This is a genomic window from Cupriavidus phytohabitans, assembly GCF_017815025.1.
In the GTDB taxonomy this organism is placed as follows: Bacteria; Pseudomonadota; Gammaproteobacteria; order Burkholderiales; family Burkholderiaceae; genus Cupriavidus.
Genome location: NZ_JAGIQB010000025.1, coordinates 1 through 18,075, shown reverse-complemented (window position 1 = coordinate 18,075; position 18,075 = coordinate 1). Strand labels below are relative to the sequence as shown.

16 protein-coding genes and 2 pseudogenes are annotated in these 18,075 nt (G+C 64.1%); 10 read left to right on the top strand and 8 right to left on the bottom strand.

The genetic code is table 11. The features are described from left to right. The first annotated feature begins 9 nt into the window (after positions 1 to 9). The 4 genes from J8I34_RS18150 to J8I34_RS18135 are packed head-to-tail and all read left to right on the top strand — an operon-like array spanning position 10 to position 6,704. Positions 10 to 1,464, top strand: a complete 1,455-nt coding sequence (locus J8I34_RS18150) for a DUF3375 domain-containing protein (protein ID WP_029047822.1) — start codon at positions 10 to 12, stop codon at positions 1,462 to 1,464. After that, positions 1,461 to 2,147 (top strand): DUF4194 domain-containing protein, encoded by a 687-nt coding sequence (locus tag J8I34_RS18145; protein ID WP_369796445.1) that lies wholly within the window; start codon positions 1,461 to 1,463, stop codon positions 2,145 to 2,147. Before J8I34_RS18150 ends, J8I34_RS18145 begins: the two co-directional genes overlap by 4 nt. Next, on the top strand, positions 2,140 to 5,514 hold the full coding sequence (locus tag J8I34_RS18140; protein WP_209775912.1) for an ATP-binding protein: 3,375 nt from the start codon (positions 2,140 to 2,142) through the stop codon (positions 5,512 to 5,514). The genes J8I34_RS18145 and J8I34_RS18140 overlap by 8 nt, the downstream gene beginning before the upstream one ends. Further along, positions 5,511 to 6,704, top strand: a complete 1,194-nt coding sequence (locus J8I34_RS18135; RefSeq protein ID WP_209775913.1) for a DUF3322 domain-containing protein — start codon at positions 5,511 to 5,513, stop codon at positions 6,702 to 6,704. The genes J8I34_RS18140 and J8I34_RS18135 overlap by 4 nt, the downstream gene beginning before the upstream one ends. A gap of 122 nt (positions 6,705 to 6,826) precedes the next feature. On the opposite strand, the pseudogene J8I34_RS34760 reads toward J8I34_RS18135, so the two are convergent. Together J8I34_RS34760 and J8I34_RS18130 are read right to left on the bottom strand one after the other, a co-directional pair. Further along, positions 6,827 to 7,150: pseudogene (locus J8I34_RS34760) on the bottom strand (MerR family DNA-binding protein); the annotation flags it as partial. 120 nt (positions 7,151 to 7,270) lie between these two features. Next, positions 7,271 to 7,428 (bottom strand): annotated as a pseudogene (locus J8I34_RS18130) (transposase); the annotation flags it as partial. A 13-nt stretch (positions 7,429 to 7,441) separates the two neighbouring features. On the opposite strand from J8I34_RS18130, the gene J8I34_RS18125 reads away from it, so the two are divergent. The 3 genes from J8I34_RS18125 (at position 7,442) to J8I34_RS18115 (ending at position 10,948) form a co-directional block, all read left to right on the top strand. Next, a complete protein-coding gene (locus tag J8I34_RS18125) occupies positions 7,442 to 8,650 on the top strand; it encodes an RNA-guided endonuclease InsQ/TnpB family protein (RefSeq protein ID WP_029047826.1) in 1,209 nt (402 codons plus the stop codon). Between the two features lie 119 nt (positions 8,651 to 8,769). Further along, on the top strand, positions 8,770 to 9,660 hold the full coding sequence (locus J8I34_RS18120) for a class I SAM-dependent methyltransferase (RefSeq protein WP_029047827.1): 891 nt from the start codon (positions 8,770 to 8,772) through the stop codon (positions 9,658 to 9,660). A 145-nt stretch (positions 9,661 to 9,805) separates the two neighbouring features. Next, complete coding sequence (locus J8I34_RS18115; protein WP_051320508.1) at positions 9,806 to 10,948, top strand: hypothetical protein; 1,143 nt, start codon at positions 9,806 to 9,808, stop codon at positions 10,946 to 10,948. Positions 10,949 to 10,968: 20 nt separating this feature from the next. Here J8I34_RS18115 and J8I34_RS18110 read toward each other — a convergent pair whose 3' ends face one another. Continuing rightward, a complete protein-coding gene (locus tag J8I34_RS18110) occupies positions 10,969 to 11,502 on the bottom strand; it encodes a lecithin retinol acyltransferase family protein (RefSeq protein WP_232232417.1) in 534 nt (177 codons plus the stop codon). Positions 11,503 to 11,925: 423 nt separating this feature from the next. Between J8I34_RS18110 and J8I34_RS18105 the strand changes: the two genes are divergently transcribed. Next, positions 11,926 to 12,798 (top strand): hypothetical protein, encoded by an 873-nt coding sequence (locus J8I34_RS18105; RefSeq protein ID WP_035877839.1) that lies wholly within the window; start codon positions 11,926 to 11,928, stop codon positions 12,796 to 12,798. A 69-nt stretch (positions 12,799 to 12,867) separates the two neighbouring features. Here J8I34_RS18105 and J8I34_RS18100 read toward each other — a convergent pair whose 3' ends face one another. Next, complete coding sequence (locus tag J8I34_RS18100) at positions 12,868 to 13,191, bottom strand: nucleotide pyrophosphohydrolase (RefSeq protein ID WP_029047828.1); 324 nt, start codon at positions 13,189 to 13,191, stop codon at positions 12,868 to 12,870. 160 nt (positions 13,192 to 13,351) lie between these two features. Between J8I34_RS18100 and J8I34_RS18095 the strand changes: the two genes are divergently transcribed. Beyond that, the gene (locus J8I34_RS18095) at positions 13,352 to 14,011 is read left to right on the top strand and encodes a methyltransferase family protein (protein ID WP_209806645.1); all 660 of its coding nucleotides are present in this window, start codon (positions 13,352 to 13,354) and stop codon (positions 14,009 to 14,011) included. Between the two features lie 195 nt (positions 14,012 to 14,206). On the opposite strand, the gene J8I34_RS18090 is transcribed toward J8I34_RS18095, so the two are convergent. Further along, positions 14,207 to 14,665 carry a DUF2846 domain-containing protein gene (locus J8I34_RS18090; RefSeq protein WP_029050086.1) on the bottom strand — a complete coding sequence of 153 codons (459 nt, stop codon included), beginning with the start codon at positions 14,663 to 14,665 and terminating at the stop codon, positions 14,207 to 14,209. Further along, positions 14,662 to 15,132, bottom strand: coding sequence for a hypothetical protein (locus tag J8I34_RS18085; RefSeq protein ID WP_245175993.1), 471 nt, complete (start codon positions 15,130 to 15,132; stop codon positions 14,662 to 14,664). Before J8I34_RS18085 ends, J8I34_RS18090 begins: the two co-directional genes overlap by 4 nt. A 911-nt stretch (positions 15,133 to 16,043) precedes the next feature. Between J8I34_RS18085 and J8I34_RS18080 the strand changes: the two genes are divergently transcribed. Continuing rightward, entirely contained in the window at positions 16,044 to 16,340 is a 297-nt protein-coding gene (locus J8I34_RS18080; RefSeq protein WP_029050084.1) for a hypothetical protein, read from the top strand. Between the two features lie 288 nt (positions 16,341 to 16,628). Here J8I34_RS18080 and J8I34_RS18075 read toward each other — a convergent pair whose 3' ends face one another. Both J8I34_RS18075 and J8I34_RS18070 read right to left on the bottom strand, forming a co-directional pair. After that, on the bottom strand, positions 16,629 to 17,279 hold the full coding sequence (locus J8I34_RS18075) for a reverse transcriptase domain-containing protein (RefSeq protein WP_209806644.1): 651 nt from the start codon (positions 17,277 to 17,279) through the stop codon (positions 16,629 to 16,631). Continuing rightward, positions 17,269 to 18,075 (bottom strand): recombinase zinc ribbon domain-containing protein (locus tag J8I34_RS18070; RefSeq protein WP_209806643.1); only part of this gene is annotated, 807 nt, incomplete at its 5' end. The genes J8I34_RS18070 and J8I34_RS18075, both read right to left, overlap by 11 nt.

The following is an 18,075-nucleotide window of genomic DNA, read 5'->3' as shown; positions in this document are numbered from 1 at the left end:
CTTGTCCCTGTGAGCCTCGATTTCGACACCCTTGAGCGCCTGCGCCAGAGCCATCCCGCCTGGCGCCTGCTGCGCTCCGACCATGCCAGCCTTGTCGCGGCGTTTCTCCATCGTGCATTCGTCGAACCCAATCGTCGTTCGATCGGGCAATCCGATCTCGCCGAAGCGCTCGAGGACGAGTTGTTTGCCCTGCGCGAACGACTTGGCCAGGATGCCTTTCCCAAAGCCGCACTCGATTACCTGAACGACTGGGCCGCCAACGAGAGGGGTTGGCTGCGCAAGTTCTACCGGCAGGGCTCGGACGAGCCGCAGTTCGACCTGACGCCGGCCACCGAAAAGGCGATCGCCTGGCTCGGCACGCTGGCCGAACGCAGCTTCGTCGGCACGGAGTCGCGCCTGCTGACGCTGTTCGACCTGCTCAAGCAGATGCAAGAAGGCACGCAGACCGACCCGCAGGCGCGCATGGCGGAACTGCACCGGCGACGCGACGAGCTGGATGCGGAAATCGCGCGCGTGGCAGGCGGCGACCTGTCACTGCTGGACGACACCGCGCTGAAAGACCGCTTCCAGCAGTTCGTCTCGCTGGCGCGCGAACTGCTGACAGACTTCCGCGAAGTGGAAGACAATTTCCGCTCGCTGGACCGCCGCGTGCGCGAGCGCATTGCGCTGTGGGAAGGCTCAAGGGGCGCACTGCTCGAAGAGATCATGGGCGAGCGCGATGCCATCGCCGATTCCGACCAGGGCCGCAGTTTCCGCGCCTTTTGGGATTTCCTGATGAGCAGCCGCCGCCAGGAAGAACTTTCGTCCCTGCTCGAACATGTGCTGGCACTGCCGCCGGTATCGGAACTCAAGCCCGACACGCGCCTGCGCCGCGTGCATTACGATTGGCTGGAGGCCGGCGAGCATACCCAGCGCACCGTGGCCCAGCTCTCGCAACAACTGCGGCGCTTCCTCGACGACAAGGCCTGGCTGGAGAACCGCCGCATCATGGATATCCTGCGCGGCATCGAGGCCCGCGCGCTGGCCGTGCGCGACGCGCCGCCGCCTGGTGTTGTGATGGCGGTAGACGATACCGCCGCCGATATCGAACTGCCGATGGAGCGGCCGTTGTTCGTGCCGGCCCTGAAGCCGCGCATTGCCGAGCGCGACATCGAAGCCGGCGACGCCGAGGTCGATGCGGAAGCCTTGTTCTCGCAAGTCGTGATCGACAAGGCAGAACTGGCCGGACACGTACGCCACGCGCTGCAAAGCCGCACACAGGTCACGCTGCAGGCGCTGTGCGACATGCGCCCGCTCCAGCATGGCCTGGCTGAACTGGTCGCCTACCTGCAGCTCTCGGGCGACACCTTCCGCACCGTGGTGGATGAAGACGCGACCGACACCGTCAGCTGGACGGTGCAGAGCCCGGAGGCGGGCACCGTGGTCAGGCAGGCCAGCCTGCCCAGGGTAATTTTTGTCCGATGAACATGACACCAGACCAGAATGAAATTGCCGCAGCCGGCTCGTCTTCGGCGCCGCCTGACCTTGCCCTGTCGGCGCTGGTGGTGCCGCTGCTGAAGGGCGTCCTTTACCGCGACGCCGATGCCGCGGCGTGGCATGCGCTGCTCAACCTGCAGCCGACGGTGCGCGACTACGTTGCGGTGCTCGGGCTGGAACTGGTGCTCGATGAGGCCGAAGGCTACGCCTTCCTGCGCTCGCAGCCGGACAGCGACGACGACAGCACAGGGCGCCCGCCACGGCTGATCGCGCGCAGGCAGCTGTCGTTCCCGGTGAGCCTGACGCTGGCCCTGTTGCGCAAAAAGCTCGCCGAGTTCGACGCCACCGGCGGCGATACGCGGCTGGTCCTGACGCTCGATGAAATCGCCGAACTGCTGCGCGTGTTCCTGCCGGCCGGGACAAACGAAGTCAAGCTGATCGACCAGATCGAACTGCATGTGAACAAGATCGTTGAGCTGGGCTTCCTGCGCCGGCTGAAGACGGACCCCGGCGCGCGCGCGGGCAACCGGACCGGCTTTGAAGTACGCCGCATCCTGAAGGCCTTTATCGACGCGCAATGGCTGTCTGAATTCGATTCCCGCCTGGCGGCCTACCAGATCCAGCTGAGCGGCCAGGCAGGCGCGCCCAATGGAGGGCTGTCCGATGCATGAGCCGCAAAACCTGAGCCTGGACTTCACCGACGACGACACGCTGTCCGGCTTTCGCCTGTCGCGGCTGGAGGTCTTCAACTGGGGCACGTTCGACAAGCGCGTCTGGATCATCCGCCCGGAAGGCAGGAACGGCCTGCTGACCGGCGACATTGGTTCAGGCAAGTCAACGCTGGTCGACGCCGTGACCACGCTGCTGGTGCCCGCCCAGCGCATCGCCTACAACAAGGCCGCCGGCGCCGAAAGCCGCGAGCGCACCCTGCGCAGCTATGTCCTCGGGCACTACAAGTCCGAGCGCAACGAAGTCACCGGCACCGCGCGCCCCGTGGCGCTGCGCGACCAGAACAGCTACTCCGTCATCCTCGGCGTCTTCCACAACGCCGGGTACGACCAGACTGTGACGCTGGCGCAAGTGTTCTGGATGAAGGAAGCCCATGGGCAGCCGGCACGCTTCTATGTCGGCGCGGAACAGGAACTGTCCATTGCCAGCGACTTTGCCCACTTCGGTACGGATATCGCCGCGCTGCGCAAGAAGCTGCGCGGGCTGAAGGCCGAGGTGTTTGACGCATTCAATCCCTATGGCGCCTGGTTCCGCCGGCGCTTCGGCATCGAGAACGATCAGGCGCTGGAGCTGTTCCACCAGACCGTGTCGATGAAGTCCGTCGGCAACCTGACCGATTTCGTGCGCAGCCACATGCTGGAGCCGTTCGACGTCGCGCCGCGCATCGAAGCCTTGCTGGGACACTTCGACGACCTGGATCGCGCGCATGAGGCGGTCCTCAAGGCCAAGCGGCAAGAGGCGATGCTGACGCCGCTGGTCGCCGATTGCGAGCGCCATGCCGAACGGGTCGCAGCCTCCGAGCAGCTGCGTGCCTGCCGCGAGGCGCTGCGCCCCTATTTTGCAAAGCTCAAGCTGGCGCTGCTCGACAAGCGCATTGCCGGCCAGACCGAGGAATGGGAGCGCGAAGACTGCCACGTGCGCCGCCTGCAGGAGCGCCGCGACACCCAGCGCAACGACGAGGCAGAACTGCGCCGCAATATCGCCGAGAACGGCGGCGACCGCCTCGGCCGGCTCGCCGAAGACATCCGCGTGCAGACCGACGAGAGCGCCAGGCGCCGGCACAGGGCGGAGCGCTACGGCGAGCTGGTCCGCGCGGTCGGCGAGACGCCGGCGGAAGACGAGCCGGCCTTCCTTGCCATGAAGGCGCGCTTTGCCGCGCTTGCCGACACGGCAAAGTCCCGCCAAGCCGCGTTGGAGAACGACCTGACCGAACACAACGTCGCGTTCCGCCAGGACAAGTTGGATCATGACGCGCTGAGCGAAGAAATCCGCAGCCTGAAAGCGCGCCGCAGCAATATCCCGGCGGCGCAGATCGCGATGCGCAGCGCCATGTGCGAGGCGCTGTCGCTGTCCGAAGACGACATGCCCTTCGCCGGCGAACTGCTGCAGGTACGTGACGATGAGCGCGACTGGGAAGGCGCGGCCGAGCGCCTGCTGCACAACTTCGGCTTGTCGCTGCTGGTGCCCGATGCGCGCTATCCGGAGGTATCGGCATGGGTGGACCGGACGCATCTGAAAGGCCGCCTGGTCTATTTCCGCGTGCGCGAAGGCGCCAGGACGGACAGCGCGGCGCTGCACCGCGACTCGCTCGCGCGCAAGCTCGCCATCAAGCCGGACTCGCCCTTCTACGGCTGGCTGGAACGGGAAGTCGCCGCGCGCTTCGACGTTGCCTGCTGCGCCACGCACGAGCAATTCCGCCGCGAAACCCGCGCCGTCACGCGCGCGGGACAGGTCAAGATGCCGGGCGAGCGCCATGAGAAGGACGACCGGCACCGCCTGGACGATCGCAGCCGCTACGTGCTGGGCTGGAGCAATGCCGCCAAGATTGCAGCGCTGGAAGCGGATGCGCGCGCGCTGGAAACCCGGCTGGCAAAGCTGGCCGCGCTGATGTCCGCGCTGATGAAGGAGCGCGACGCCCTCAGGGACCAGCTTACCGCCCTGTCCCAGCTCGATATTTTTGCCGACTTCGAAGAGCTTGACTGGCAGGCCCCGGCACGCGAAGCCGCGCGGCTGGCCGAAGAGAAGCGTCAGCTGGAATCCGCATCGGATGTGCTGAGGCAACTGACGGACCGGCTGGGCGAGGTCCAGGCCGCGCTGCAAGACACTGAAAGGCAGCTGGACGAGCACCGCGACAAGCGCTCCAAGGCAGAGGGCCGCAAGAGCGACGCCCTGGCATTGCGCGACGAAACCCAGGCAACGCTGGACGCCTGCGCCGACCTGGCGCAAGCCGTGCCGGGCGGCACCATCGATGTGCTGCGCGCGGAGATACTGGGCGAGCACACGCTGACCGTGGAAGCATGCGACGGCCGCGAGCGCGATATGCGCACCGCGCTCCAGGAACGCCTCGACGCCGAAGCCAAGCGGATAGCGCGCCTCAGCGAGAACATCGTGAAAGCGATGTCCGCCTACAAGGATGCATTCAAGCTGGAAACCAGCGAGGTTGATGCCAGCGTCTCGGCTGGCTTTGAATACCGCGGCATGCTCGACAAGCTGCGCGCCGACGATCTGCCCCGCTTCGAGTCCCGCTTCAAGGAACTGCTGAACGTCAACACCATCAACGAGATCGCCAACTTCAACGCGCAACTCGGCAAGGAACAGCAGACCATCCGCGAACGCGTGGAGCGCATCAACGAGTCCCTGACGCAGATCGACTACAACACCGGGCGCTACATCCGGTTGGAAGCACAGGTAACGCCCGATGCAGAAATCCGCGACTTCCAGTCCGAGTTGCGCGCCTGTACCGAAGGCGTGCTGACCGGCTCCGAGGACAGCCAGTACTCCGAAGCCAAGTTCCTGCAGGTCAAGCGCATCATCGAACGTTTTCGCGGCCGCACCGGCCTGACCGAACAGGACCGGCGCTGGACCGCCAAGGTGACCGACGTGCGCAACTGGTTCGTCTTCGGCGCGAGCGAACGCTGGCGTGAAGACAACGCCGAGCATGAACACTACTCCGACTCCGGCGGCAAGTCAGGCGGCCAGAAAGAAAAGCTTGCCTACACCATCCTGGCCGCCAGCCTGGCCTATCAGTTCGGGCTTGAATGGGGCGCGGTGCGTTCGCGCTCGTTCCGCTTTGTCGTGATCGATGAAGCCTTCGGGCGCGGCTCGGACGAGTCGGCGCAATATGGCTTGCGGCTGTTCGCGAAGCTCAATCTGCAACTGTTGATTGTGACGCCGCTGCAGAAAATCCACATCATCGAACCTTACGTATCCAGCGTCGCATTCGTGCAAAACGACGAAGGGCGCGCCTCCAAGGTGCGCAACCTGACGATTGACGAGTACCGCGCCGAGAAAGCCAGGATGACCGCATGAACTGGAGCCGTCCCGCCGACGTGCGCATCCAGGTGCAGCGGCTCTGGGACAAGGGCGACATCCTGCGCGCGCTGCTCGGCCCGGGACCGCAGGAGGCGCTGTTCCCAAGGCGGCTGACGTTGCGCGCACCGTCCTCAGGCGAACTGACGGAGCGCTTCGAGGCAGCGCGCGCCTGGATTGGCGAATTACGGCAACTGCCGCATTGCCGGCTGGAAATGCGCGAATTCCGGCATCGCACGTTTGGTGCCAATGCCATGCCGTGTGCGGCGTGGGTCGATACGCTGGACGATGCCGTCGCACTCCTGGGCAAGCGCCGCGAGGTCGAGCGCTTTAGCGCCATTGCCGCGACCACGCGCGCGACGCAGCCGCTGCTGCTACCCTGGCTGATGCAGCGGCCGTTGCGCGCGCTGGAACTCCACGACGCGTGGGACAGGCTGCTTGCCATCGTCGGCTGGCTGCAGCAGCGCCCGAGACCTGGCGTATATCTGCGCCAGGTCGATCTGCCGGGCGTGCATACCAAATTCATCGAGGCGCATCGCGGCGTGCTGGCCGAGCTGCTCGACCTGTCGCTGCCGCCAGGCGCCATCGCTTCGGAGTACTCCGGCATCCACCAGTTCTCCGCGCGCTATGGCTTTCTCGACAAGCCGCTGCGCATTCGATTCCGCATCCTCGACCGCAACAACCGCACGCTGCCTGGCAACGCACCAACACATGATGTCACGCTGGATGCTGACAGCTTTGCGGCGCTGGCGCCCGGCGTCTCGCGCGTGTTCATCACCGAGAACGAGATAAATTTTCTGGCGTTCCCGGAGGTCACCGACAGCCTGGTGATCTTTGGTGCGGGCTATGGCTTCAGCCTCCTCGCCGGCGCGCGCTGGCTGTCGGATTGCCGGCTTTACTACTGGGGCGACATCGACACCCACGGCTTTGCCATGCTCAGCCAGCTGCGCGGCGTGTTCGGGCACGCCGAATCGCTGCTGATGGACCGCGAGACGTTGATAGCGTTCGAGGCGCAATGGGGCGTGGAGGATAGTCAGATGTTGCGGGATCTGCCCGGGCTGAACGCCGCCGAGCGGGCGCTCTATGACGACTTGCGGGACAACCGCATCCGCAAAAACCTGAGGCTGGAACAAGAGCGTATTGGGTTCGAGTGGGTTCGCGCCGCTGTGTGGAATATCGTGCGCGACTGAGAACCGCCCGTGTTCTCCCCTATGGAGGGCAGAGGACCGGCGCTTCCCATGGCGACGCCCTTCACTTCATGGCACGGCCAGCTTCTTCCTGCCCCCAATCGCCCCCGATGCCGGCCCGCCCGGATCCGCCGGAACGTCGGGCATTCCATATGGCTCAGCGCCGGACACACGGCCGCGTACCGCAGTCAGTCCCGCATCGCCGTGAGCTTGCGGATCGTGCGGTCCAGTTCATTGGCCTTGGCTGCGCGCAACTTCCTATCGACCTGCGACCCGCCCCCCCCGGTGAGAACATCTTGGCGATGTCATCCAGCGAGAACCCCGCCGCCCGCCCCAGCGAGCGCCAGCCGCTCGAGTACTCCGGCTGCGTACACGCGTCACATGCCACGCCGACCGATCGGGGCGAGCAGGCCCTTTTCCTCATAGGAGGGTAGCCTCGACGCAGGTATACTCGCGCGCTACGCCAAGGCGATATCCAGGCTTTTCACCGCTTAACCCTGTGCGCGGCAAGCCCCGCCGTTCAGGGCGGGTAAGGATAGCGCGGACGGCGTAGCCGTCCTTGGGCTTGAATGTTGCGTCTGTTGCTGTTCGATGTATTGGCGCACGATGGAGCTCGGAGCGCCGCCGCAGGATGAGACGAAGTAAGACGGCGACCAGAGGACGCCCAGTAGCGGTTTTGGATGTCGGGCCGTTCCTTGCGCAGCAGGCAGCTGGACATGCCTTTGAGGTATTGTTGAGCCATGCAACGACTTCAAGCCTTCAAGTACGAGTTGATGCCCACCAGCGAGCAGCAGCGCAACATGCGCCGCTTCGCCGGATCGTGCCGGTTCGCGTTCAATAAGGCGCTGGCGTTGCAGAAGGAACGCCATGAGCAGGGCGAGAAGAAGCTCGGCTACGCCGGCCTGTGCAAGCTGCTCACCCAGTGGCGCAACAGCACAGACACCGCCTGGCTGGCCGATGCGCCCACTCATCCGCTGCAACAGACTCTCAAGGATTTGGAGCGGGCTTACGCGCACTTCTTCGCCAGGCGGGCCAGCTTCCCACGCTTTAAGAAGAAGGGCCAAAGCGACAGCTTCCGCTATCCCGACCCGAAGCAGATCAAGCAGGATCAGGCCAACAGCCGCCTGTTCCTCCCGAAGCTCGGCTGGCTGCGCTACCGCAACAGCCGTGAGACGCTCGGCACGGTGAAAAACGTCACCGTGAGCCTGTCGGGCGGCAGGTGGTTTGTGTCGATCCAGACCGAGCGAGAGGTCGAGCAGCACGTCCCCAACGGCGGCGCGGTTGGCATCGACATGGGCGTGGCGCGGTTCGCTACGCTCTCGGACGGCACGTTCTACGCGCCGCTCAACAGCGTCAAGCGGCATGAAACCGCGCTGCGCAAGGCCCAGCAGGCGATGAGCCGCAAAAAAAAGTTCAGCAAAAACTGGAACAAGGCGAAAGCCCGCGTTCAGCACATTCATTCCCGGATCGGCAACGCCCGCCGCGACTACCTGCACAAGACCACGACCGCGATCAGCCAAAACCACGCGATGGTGTGTATCGAGGACTTGCAGGTGCGGAATATGTCCAATTCGGCCGCAGGCACGGCGGAGGCGCCGGGAAGAAACGTGCGGGCCAAGTCTGGCCTGAACAAGGCCATCCTCGATCAAGGCTGGTCCGAGTTCCGCCGCCAGCTGGACTACAAGCTGGCGTGGAACGGCGGCTATCTCATTGCCGTGTCGCCGAAGAATACAAGCCGCACCTGCCCGTGCTGTGGCCACATATCGGCACACAACAGGCAGACCCAAGCTTGGTTCGAGTGTGTGGAATGCGGCTTCGAGGAAAACGCCGATGTGGTTGGCGCAATCAATGTTCTAAGGGCGGGACACGCCCGGTTAGCCTGTGAAGTGAGCGATGCAGTCGGGTCGCCAGCAGCAGGAACCCACCGAAGCGACTCAGGGGCGGTTTAATGCCGCGCCTGAGCGCCGTAGGGATCGCCGGACTTCAGGCCGGCGAGGATGTCAACTCAAGTTGGCTTGAACACACAGTGTAGCTTCAATACCATGAAGGCGAGCAAGGAGAGGCAACCATGGGTGACAAGCAAGCAGAGCGCAGCAATGGCGGCGACCAGGCCGCGTTGTGGAACGGCCCGACCGGCCAGGCCTGGGTCGCGCAGCAGGCGCTGCTCGACCGGATGCTCCAGCCGCTGGAAGCGCTGCTGGTCGGCGCGGTCGATGCCGGCACGGCGCAGCATGTGCTCGACGTGGGATGCGGCGCGGGCGCGACGACGCTGGCGCTGGCGCGGCTGCTCGGGGCGCGCGGGCATTGCACGGGAATCGACATCTCCGGCCCGCTGGTGGACGTTGCGCGGTCGCGCGCGCAACGGGAAGGCGTTCAGGCGGCCTTTGTCCATTCGGATGCGCAAACCCATGCCTTCGCGCCGGGCAGCTTCGACGCCATCGTGTCGCGCCTTGGCGTGATGTTCTTCACCGACCCGGTCGCCGCCTTTGCCAACCTGCGACGTGCCGGGAAGCCGGGTGCCGCGTTGCACTGCCTCGCCTGGCGCAGCGCCGCGGACAACCCCTTCATGACCACCGCCGAGCGCGCCGCGGCGCCACTGTTGCCGAACCTGCTGCCACGGCAACCCGGTGCCCCCGGCCAGTTCGCGTTCGGCGGTCGCCGGTTCGTGCGGTCCATCCTCGAAGGCAGCGGCTGGACCGCCATCGACATCACGCCGATCGACGTGGCATGCGCGCTTCCAGCGCGCGCGCTGGAAGACTATTTCACGAACCTGGGCCCAGTCGGCCTGGCACTGGGTGATGCAGACGCAGGCACGCGTGCCCGGGTTGTCGAAGTCGTCGGCAACGCCTTCAGGCCCTATGTGCATGGCCAGACTGTGCACTTCACCGCTGCCTGCTGGATGATTACCGCGCGGGTGCCTGCCGGCTCGAAGGCAGGGGAGACAGGCTGTCATGGCTGACGCCAGGGTCCCGGGCTTGCCGCGCTCCACCATGAGGAATGTTTGTGTTCCGTGCGCTAACGTACGGAGCATCTGTTGCACAGGGCGAGAATAGGAACCCTTCGGCGCCATCGCGCACCGCATCCCGCTACCGCGGGGTAATTGCATGGCAAGGCTTCCTGGCCGACTGGCCGCCTACGTCGCACTCAGCCTTCTGCTCGCCACCGGTGCGCAGGCTTCGGATATTGCCTGCCATCATGTGGCGGCTCCGCAGGCGGCCCGCTGCGACGGCCAGCCGGCCACAGCGAACACATGCAGGCATGCGGACAAGCCGCCGAGTGGCGTCGCCCTGATCTGCGACTACACGATGCTCCGCGGCACATATGAGCGCGTCTACGCCGAGCAGTTACAGCTCCTGCGCACCGGGGAAATTGGCCCGGATGAAATCGCCGCATGGCGAAGACTGCGCGATGCCTGCACCTCGGTGCCGTGCCTGGACAGGGTCTTTGCCAACTGGCGTGACTACGCGAGCCAGAAGCCTGTTCCCCCCGCTGCCCAGGCGCTCCCGGTACCCGCCAAAGCCGCGAGCAATGCCAGGAAGACCAAACCGGACGCTGGCATGCAGACGGCGGTGCGTCAGCCTCAGCCTGTCGCGAAGCCGGTGCCGCGGGAGAAACAGCAGGAGAGGCAGCAGGAGAAGCCGCAGGAAAAGCAGCGGGACACCCAGCCCGCCACGGCGCGGCCCGCGTCTCCCGCCGCTTCGCAGCCGTTGGCGGAGGCCGTGTTGCCTGCAGAAGGCCGGGAGCAACCTGTCGCCCCTGTCGTGAAGAGCAGGCCGCTCCCCGATACGGTCCCACCACCTGCGCCGCAGCCTCCGCCTGAGTTCGTGGCCGACAGGAAAATCAACGAGCACCCCATCGCTCCGGCCACGACCGATCGGCCGCTCCCGGATGCCGCCCCTCTGGCCGCGCCGCAGCCTCCGCACCGGGCCGTGACCGAAAGAGAAACCCCAGAGCGCCCCGTCGCCCCGGTAGCGACCAATCAACCGCCTCCCGGCCCTGCCACCCGATGGACCCCCATCTACCCCATAGAGGGATCTTTGCCTGGCAGATGGGAACCACTTGGCGCGCTGGCATGGTTGATCCTGTGCGGCGTGTGCGTGGTCCGGTGGTGCCGGAGGAGACGGGTTGAATGGCTACCGGATGCCGCGCGCCGGCGCGAGCGGGCGCGGACCGCGACGCGGATCGTGCTGGTATCGGCGGGACTGATCGCCGTGAACAGCATCGTACTGTTCTGGATCCTGGCGTAACGCCAGCCGTTGCCTTGCGCTCAGGCCGGGACACCGTCCCATGCCTGCCTGGCTGCCGTCTTCCACCAGCAGGCCAGCAGGCTCGCCAACAGCCGCAAGCCACTGAGCGGATGCATCATGCATTGCCGCACCTGCTCGCTGCGGCTTTCGCCATAGAGGCACCACGTGCAGAAGTGCTCGCAGTTGTTGGTCAGCAGCCGGTAACGGTCTTCGCCCAGGCGCGAGCGCGCGCGCCTGACAGATTCGGCGACACCGTAGCGCGCCATCGGCGTGGCCAGCACGGTAATGCCGCGCCCGGCGGCAAACGCAGCCAGGCCCAGTTCCTCCACCGGGCCGCGCTGCTGACGGTGGCAATAGCCAGCGTAGTGGACCACCTTGCCATCGCCGACGTAGATGCCGTGGTGCGCGTAACCGTGGCGCGGCGTCACAAGGTGCGCGCCGAGCGGCGGCTCGACGTCGGCAGCGAACGGCAATGGCGAGGACAGTGAGGCTTCGGCTGGCAGGTAGCAAGCAGACCGTGCCGTCGCCATCCCTATTGTGTTGCAGAGCCTCATTGCCGTCTCCCCTGTTGCCGGCCGCTAGCGGCGGCCCTGCCCGGTAACTGCATGGGGCATGCCAGTCGCGGCGCGGCTGGGAGCCAGGTGCAGCGGGGAACGCGTGGAGCCTTCGTATGCGGACGCCGGGAGACAAAGCCGGCTGGGGCGCAGGCTGTACGCCACCGCATCCGCAGCATTGGACTTCATGAAATGATCAAGCGCCGGGGAGGCTTTTGATCAAATGAGCAAGGCGCGCAGGAAGCGATCGCAAGGGCAGTGCGCCGCGCTCAATATGCAGTCCGCGGTGCGCCAGTGCCCGGGACACATCGCTGCCGTACCGTGTGCGACCGCACCGAACATCCGCGACAGAGCCGCAGAATAGGAGCCCATCGACGCCCCGTTTGCGCCGCCCCTCCCTCGGCATGCCCCCGGGGCGACAGGATGAAAAGGCTTCCGGCCCGTCTGGCCGCCTGCATCTCGATCAACCTTCTGCTCACCGCCGGTGCGCAGGCGTCGGATATCGCCTGCAAGCACGCGCTGCGTCACCCAGCCGCCCGCTGCGACGATCTGTTCGCCTCAGGAAGCCCATGCAGGGAAAGCCGGCAACCAAGCGCCGCCACCCTGATCTGCGACTACGCGATGCTCTATCGCAATCATGAACGCATTCATGCACAGCAGCAGCGACTGCTGCGCGCCGGCGCAATCGGGCAGGACGAGGTCATCGCATGGCGCCGGCGCCGGGATGCCTGCACGTCGGTGGCATGCCTGGACAGCGTCTTTGCCAGCTGGCGCCCGCACAGGAGCCGCAAGCCGGCTCCGCGCGCCACCGCATCGCAACCCAACGCGCCCGAGGCGCCTGTGCACAACATTGCGAAGAACGAGCCGCAAGCGACGCCAAAGATGGCGCCCAGGCTGACGCGCCCAGGCCGGCCGCAGCCCGCGCCCCCGGACATCGCGCCCCAGCCTCCGCCTGGTTCCGTAGCCGGGTCGGGCGTTCTTGAAGACCCCGTCACACGCGCCGCAATCGATCGTCCGCCCCCGGCTCCCATACCGCTACGTACATCGCCGACTCGCGTGCAGGCATCGCGGCAAACCGGATGGGAATCGCTTGGCACGCTGGCGTGGCTGGGCATGTGCAGCGCGGGTATTTGCTGCTGGTCCCGCCGGACGCGGGGGGAATGGCTGCCGGGCGGACACCGCCTGCGCGAGCGCCTGCGCGACGCGTCGGCCATGGTGCTGACGGTCTGGGGGCTGTCGATGCTGAATGCCGTGCTGTTCCTGTGCATCCTGGTGACAGGAGCATCCGCCTCATGAGGCCAGGCCGCCGTCGCGCAATGCAACGCAGGCCTGGGCTTTCGGCATCAGTTCATCCAACCCGCTGACTCACTCCGGCAACGGGTACTTCCTGGCATTCATCTCCATCTTGGCGCGCACCGCGGCATCAAGGTCGACACCCAGCGCCGTCACCAGTTGCGTCAGGTAGATGGTGATATCGGCCAGCTCCTGCTCCACGTGCTCGCGCTTGTGCGTCGACATGACCTGGCGCGACTCATCCTCGGTCTGCCACTGGAAGATCTCGACCAGCTCGGCCACCTCCACGCTCAGCGCCATCGCCAGGTTCTTGGGGCTGTGGTACTTGCCCCAGTTGCGGGCCTCGCCAAAGGCAAGGGCGGCTTGCTGGAGGTTATGGATGTCGATCAGTGGCATGACGGGATGGCGTTGGGGCTTCATGGCGGGCGGCCCTGCGACGGCGGCGCATCCGACAGCGGGGCGAAGCCGCAATTTAAGCACGTCCACGCCCGCTCGACAGCCCGTCATGCCGGGCTTACGCTACACGGGTGCATCGATCGTCGCAGCGGAGGTCCCCATGCGCCCGACTCCCGGCCTGGCATTCGCCACCCTTGCCGGCACCGTTGCCTACCTGGCCATCGCGATCGCAGGCTGGGGCGGCATCGGCGCCTTCTTCGCGCATCCCGCGCGCGTGGCCCTCACCATCGTGCTGTTTGCACTGGCCGTGGCCGCGCTGTTCTCCGGCGGCAACATCAGCAGCGGCATGCGCGAAGACCGCGGCAACCGCTGGGTCTTGGGCGCGTTCGGCGTGCTGGGGCTGCTCGCGGCTTACCTCCCGGCCTATACCGACCGCATCGGCTTCTGGACGCTGGATGGCGATACCGTGCGCTGGATCGGCGTGGCCCTGTTTGCAGCCGGCGGCGTGCTGCGCTTGTGGCCGGTGTTCGTGCTCGGGCGCCGGTTCAGCGGGTTGGTGGCGATCCAGCCCGGGCATACGCTGGTGACGACCGGCATCTACGGCGTGATCCGGCATCCGAGCTACCTCGGGTTCGTGATCAGTTCGCTGGGATGGGTGCTCGGATTCCGCTCGGGCGTGGGGGTGGTGCTGACGCTGGCGATGGTGCCGGTACTGCTGGCGCGCATCCGGGCGGAGGAAGCGCTGTTGCTCGACCAGTTTGGCGACGAGTACGCGGCGTACCGCGCCAGTACGTGGCGGTTGTTGCCGGGCCTCTATTGATTACCGCCCGCGGAGCCGGCCCACGCCGGAGGCAACCAGCGCTAGACTTTCCCGGTGCGCCGGGCCACAAGCGGGAAAAAGAGGGACAGATTTATTTCTGATCCAGATCTTGAAATAGATCTGCCCCTTTTCTCGATTGCATCGCGCGGCGGGCCGCGGTCTAGCCGGTACCGGCCCAGTGACTCGCCGTGCCTCCTACTTCGCCGGCGCCTTGACGAGATCCCCGGTGTAGCTCAGCGAGGCTAGGTCTGCCTTCGCCTTCTCCGGCGTTTCCAACTCCAGCACGACGCGGCCCACCATCAGCCCCATCGACGGCGAGCTGCGCACGTACTTCGTCTCACCGGCATCCAGCACGAAGCTCAACGTCTTCTCCGTTTCGGTTGCAGCCGAGGCCACATACTTGCCGGCCGGCCGATCCACAAAGAAGAAGCCGCCGGGCTTGGACTCGCCCACCACCTGGTTGTTAAGACGCAGATCCGGCTGGATCGCGGCGCCGAACATCGACGCCGAGCGCAGGAAGTAGACCCGACCCTCGCCCGGCTTCAGCGTCGGCATCGACGCTGCCATGTCGGCGTGTTTCACACCCGAAGCACACCCAGCCAGCAGTGACGATACCGCCAGCCCGGCGATCACCATGCGTGCAACCCGTTTCATTCCGATTCTCCCAAGTTCAAAGGTACCGCGGTGGACAGCGGGGAATAGTTCTGTTCCCCGGGCAAATAGAAGCCCACCAGGGTCTTGTCGCGGATGACCAGGTAGGCCTCGTGGACCTGACGGCCCTCGATCGTGAAAATGGTGCCGATGGGCCGGTAAACGTCGCCCTGCGGAACACGACCCATCCTCGACCAGACAGACCTCTCGGGCAGCGTGCGGGAATAGCTCGTGTCCAGTTGGACGGTTGTAGCGATCAGGATCTGGATGCGTCGGGCGGCCACGTTTGGTTGGGTGACCTCGTCGATGGGGCCGTCGCAATCATCGGGGCACAGGCGGAAAGCGCCACGCAATAGCACGCGGCGAGCCGCGTGCGGCTTGAGCTGCGACGGAAGGGGGCTTTCATCATTGGATCCGCTTGAATCTATATTTCGCGAAATGCCTAGCCGTTCCGGTCGGGATTGCGCCAAGTCGCAGGCTCATGTGAACTTGGGTCGATTCCTCACTGATCAGATTGCCTTGGTTGTCCAAATATAGTGTTGCCACAGAGTCCGTTGTATTGGGTCCAAACTCTGATCGCCCCCTTTTGCTAGCCCCGCCCCAAATGATTTTTCCACTCGCACCGGTACAGACAAATCTGTTGGTGTCTTCGAACGAAAATTCATGAGTCGCGGCTTTACCGTTCGGGTAGGCGAAACTCAGCTTAAGGACTCTCGTCCTTATCAAGGCGACCTGGACAGCGCCGGGATACTTTAGACGTCCATTTTCCGTTCGGGCGGCCGCTTGAATTCTATGCAAATCCTCGTCGTTGGCGAAAGGGAAGACGTAATCGATTCGCATCGATTTCTCTAGTCGTTGAGCTGTAGCATCCCCATCTAATAACTCTCCGCTACCCTCATAGCTGCCACTGAGGTTCGGGCACGCTGTGGTCACATAGTCGGCCGGATTGATATTGTCACCGCCGCCACCTGGGTAATTGGGGGGCGAATGGAGACATCCGGAGCAGACTAAGGCCAGCATCAATGGAATAGATATCGCTCGATTCATTTGCCATCCTTCGACTGCTGGGTCTGATTATGAAAAATCGACCAATCGATACCATACTGATTGAGCAGCGTTACCCATATCTCAATTACGCCGTGGCGTCCGTAGCGCTACTCTCCGCGCTGAGTTGGCGCGACAGTACCAAGCGGACTTTAGGGCGAATGTAGGACGCTTCCTAAGCCTTATCGGAATTTACATTTCGTTGGGTGGCGTCAACAGAATTTCAGCGAAGCTGTAGCATTGACGAGGATAGAAATGAACCTTGACTCAAGTCATTTTTATATCCACGGCGATATGGATGAGAGGACGATCTGATTTGGTGGACGCAAGACCGGCAATGAAACGCAGCACACACTGGATACGCCTCGGCCTGTCACTGGTTGGGGCCATCCTGCTTGGCGATGCTGTCGCGCTGTCGGGGATGGGGTTATTCAACTTCGGCATTGTGTTGCCGGGGTCTATTGGAATCGCGTTCCTGTTGCTCGGCCTGTGTTGGAATGGCGTGGCTCGGTGGCGGAAGGCGGATCGGCGGCGGCTGGTGCTTTGGCGCGCGGGATGGATTGCATTTGCGAACACTTTTCTCTCCGGCGCCTCACCAGTGTGTTCGTTTGGCACCGCGCAAATGCCGCCTTGATCTGCATCAACGGTTGTGACCCATCCCGCCACTATGCTGGCGAACGCTAACGGGTAGCGCTGCACAACAAAAAGGCACAGAGAGTACGGGAACAACATGCCGCATCACACCTTGGAAATCGAGATCGAACGCCTGGTATCGAAATCAACACTAGAGTGCGAGCCCCAAACTCCCGTCAGCGAAGTCGTCGCCCGAATGGCAGAGCACCGCTGCAGTCGAGTAGCGCAAGGGAATCGCACCCTCCCGCCCTCACCGAACCGGACGTGAACCTCTCGATTCATCCGGCTCCTATCGTCCAACCGAGGTCTCCACGGCCCAGTGCGCAAAGAGGCCCGGCTGCCGAGACTTGACGTCTCGTAACCATGCCGCTGCACGCCGCTTACGACCGCGTAGATGTTTGTACTTCCGTTGCGCCCAGCGGACCAGTGCGGCATCGAGCACAAGCAGCACCCGCCCCAGCGCAGACCGATAGAATCGACCGTAGTAGTGAATCCAACCAAGCAACGTCGGACGCGTTCGGTCCGCCAACTCAGTCAAACTCAAGTCATAGCGGTGCAACACACTGCGGCGACGCAACTCTTGCCGCATCGCTTTTGCAGCCTTGTTACTGACTGCAGGCACGAAGCCAACCGACAGCTTACCCACCCGACTTCTGACACTTCGCGGTCTGAACGTATAGCCCAGGAAGTCGAACTGACATAGCGGATAGCTTGCATGCCTGTTGGCCTGCTTGCAATACACGATCTTGGTCTTCTCTGGATGCAAATCCAGCTTGCATTCGGCCAGCCGCGTCTCTAGCCCCTGCTTGAGCAGCCGCGCCTGCGCTTCGCTCTTGCAATGACAGATGACATCATCGGCATAACGCGCGAATGGCACGTCCGGATGATGCTTCTGCATCCACCGGTCGAACGCATAGTGGAGGAACAGGTTAGCCAGCACCGGACTGACTACGCCGCCTACAATGTTGCATATTTTCCAGTCCCTCGTCTGAGTCGTTCGAATTTTCGCTGCTTGGAGCCGGCGGCTGCGGATCGACGCGGAACACAACGACGATTTCATCCTTGTGGATCTCGACACGTTTGACCAGACCCAGAACGATCTTGCGTTTGGTTTCAAGGTCAATCGTATCGAGCCTCTCGGTGACAGCGGTTGCAAATTCCTCAAGCCGGTTGATGACCAGAAACAGCTCGCTTTGCACTGCTCCGTGGCGCCGTGATTCCAGGATCTGCTGTTCAATCTGCTCAAGCCGGTTCTTCAACTGCTGCATCTTCGGCTCGAAGTCGGCCTTGTCGATGATACCGTCAGCGTAGCTGTCAATCAGTCGTGATTTGCCTTTTTCAAGCTGAAGCCGCTGCTTGTCCAGGCTGGTGGTATCGAAGCCGCTCTGTTCATTTCGCTCCAACACGTCCAGTCGACGTTCGTATTCTCTCTTCAGTCGATCTGGTTGCCTGAGCAACTCCACAACTTGCTGCCACACAAGATCGTCGAGCTTGTCGGTTCGTACCTGCAGATTGTCACAGATGCGTTCGCCGCCGAAACGATAGGCGTCGGTTCCTACGCAGCGGTAATAGGCGTAATCCCGCTGATGTCCTTTGGCTGCGGCTTTGCTCACCTTCTTCGCGTAATAGGCGTAACGGCACTGTCCGCATACAGTCAGTCCCTGCAGCAGGCGCAGCGGCGCATTATCCCGTCGCTGACGTGCCCGCTTGCGGTTCTCTGCAAGCTGCTCCTGGAC

Coding starts and splice junctions, on each gene's coding strand:
- J8I34_RS18145 (WP_369796445.1), top strand. CDS start 1,461: ATGAACATGACACCAGACCAGAATGAAATTGCCGCAGCCGGCTCGTCT.
- J8I34_RS18140 (WP_209775912.1), top strand. CDS start 2,140: ATGCATGAGCCGCAAAACCTGAGCCTGGACTTCACCGACGACGACACG.
- J8I34_RS18135 (WP_209775913.1), top strand. CDS start 5,511: ATGAACTGGAGCCGTCCCGCCGACGTGCGCATCCAGGTGCAGCGGCTC.
- J8I34_RS18125 (WP_029047826.1), top strand. CDS start 7,442: ATGCAACGACTTCAAGCCTTCAAGTACGAGTTGATGCCCACCAGCGAG.
- J8I34_RS18120 (WP_029047827.1), top strand. CDS start 8,770: ATGGGTGACAAGCAAGCAGAGCGCAGCAATGGCGGCGACCAGGCCGCG.
- J8I34_RS18115 (WP_051320508.1), top strand. CDS start 9,806: ATGGCAAGGCTTCCTGGCCGACTGGCCGCCTACGTCGCACTCAGCCTT.
- J8I34_RS18110 (WP_232232417.1), bottom strand. CDS start 11,502: ATGAGGCTCTGCAACACAATAGGGATGGCGACGGCACGGTCTGCTTGC.
- J8I34_RS18105 (WP_035877839.1), top strand. CDS start 11,926: ATGAAAAGGCTTCCGGCCCGTCTGGCCGCCTGCATCTCGATCAACCTT.
- J8I34_RS18100 (WP_029047828.1), bottom strand. CDS start 13,191: ATGCCACTGATCGACATCCATAACCTCCAGCAAGCCGCCCTTGCCTTT.
- J8I34_RS18095 (WP_209806645.1), top strand. CDS start 13,352: ATGCGCCCGACTCCCGGCCTGGCATTCGCCACCCTTGCCGGCACCGTT.
- J8I34_RS18090 (WP_029050086.1), bottom strand. CDS start 14,665: ATGAAACGGGTTGCACGCATGGTGATCGCCGGGCTGGCGGTATCGTCA.
- J8I34_RS18080 (WP_029050084.1), top strand. CDS start 16,044: ATGAAACGCAGCACACACTGGATACGCCTCGGCCTGTCACTGGTTGGG.